The sequence below is a fragment of the Oleiphilus sp. HI0067 genome (assembly GCF_001635735.1).
Map to the genome: position 1 here is coordinate 1 of NZ_LWFI01001039.1, position 1,363 is coordinate 1,363.

The following is a 1,363-nucleotide window of genomic DNA, read 5'->3' on the forward strand; positions in this document are numbered from 1 at the left end:
TTTCGCTTACGCTTTCAACGAGGCAGATAATCTAATACCGAGCGGACGTCAAAAGCTGTTAACTGTTTTTACAGACGATACTCAAGCGACCATCATACGCGCATCAGCGCTTAGTCGTTTAGCTAACTATCCGCATCCTGATTCGATGCAAGCAATCGAAATAGCCGTGAAAAGGTCAGAACCACAATTCAGACTTGCGGCGATCGACGCAGCGGCGCCCTACTCCAATGCCGAAAAATGGCAATTACTCAAACCACTTATTAACGATGCTCAATCAAACATTCGTGCCCGAGGATCTCGCGCACTTGCCGCCGCCAGTCAAATGTCATCGATCCCCGTACAAGCGAAAAAATTAATCAAAAACGGATTAGAAGAGTATCGCAGTATGCAAAATTACCAAGCGGATAGAGGTTTTGCGCACACTAATCTCGGTAACTTAGAGCGCGATCTCAACAATTTTGAAAATGCCGCCAAACACTATAATGCCGCGATAAATATTGAACCAATATATATACCCGCCTACCTTGCTTTAGCGAGGTTGACGGAATCATTAAACAATACTGCGCAGAGTATAAATGTTCTAAACCAAGCATTGACCATTAATCCAGACTCAGCTGAGGTTTATTTCGCGTTAGGCCTGACTCGTATTCGTCAACGCAACAAAAAGTTGGCTTTAGCGCACCTGCAAAAGGCAACGGAGTTGTCGCCGAATAACCCTCATTACTTTTTTACATTCGGTGCCTTACTTCAAGATCAAGGACAAGCAGAGGAAGCCTTGAAAAACTATGAGACTGCACACAAGCTCGCACCGAAGAATCCTCGAATGACCTATGCGGTGCTGCCTTTACTGTTAGAGCTCGGCCAAACCCAAAAAGCCCTGACGTATGCCGAGCAACTAGTAGACCTGATACCCGAGGATTTACAAACCCTTAGACTCATTAACATGTTGCGCAAAACGTCCGCAAAAACGAATTAACATAAATAATCAATGCGCATAATTATTAGTGAGTTTGCGTAATTTGATGGCAGGGTTCGGATGCGTGATGGGCGCTCGCTGAAGCCGCTATACGCTTCTTAAACTCCCCAACTAATAAGTGTTTCACTAAGCTTGTGCCCAATATTAGTCAATTTGTAGCGGTTCTCACAGAGCGGTCTTGGCAGCCGTTTATCCAGATTTTAGTACTAGCGCGCTGTTGGCTCCAAAGCCTTAGCTATCGCCCATATTTCACGCTGTCATTTACATCTTGCTACTGATAGCAAACGGGCTATCGAATTTTAGAACATCAAATTTAAATTTCAGTGCGCAATGGTACGACCAATGACCTTCTGGTTTTGGTCATTAGCTTGATTAACATAAATCTCA

1 protein-coding gene is annotated in these 1,363 nt (G+C 44.2%); it reads left to right on the forward strand.

Annotated features, from left to right (window positions below; all coding sequences use genetic code 11):
• Nucleotides 1-976 (forward strand): tetratricopeptide repeat protein (locus tag A3739_RS14270; RefSeq protein WP_156502596.1); only part of this gene is annotated, 976 nt, incomplete at its 5' end.
• Nucleotides 977-1,363 lie beyond the last annotated feature (387 nt).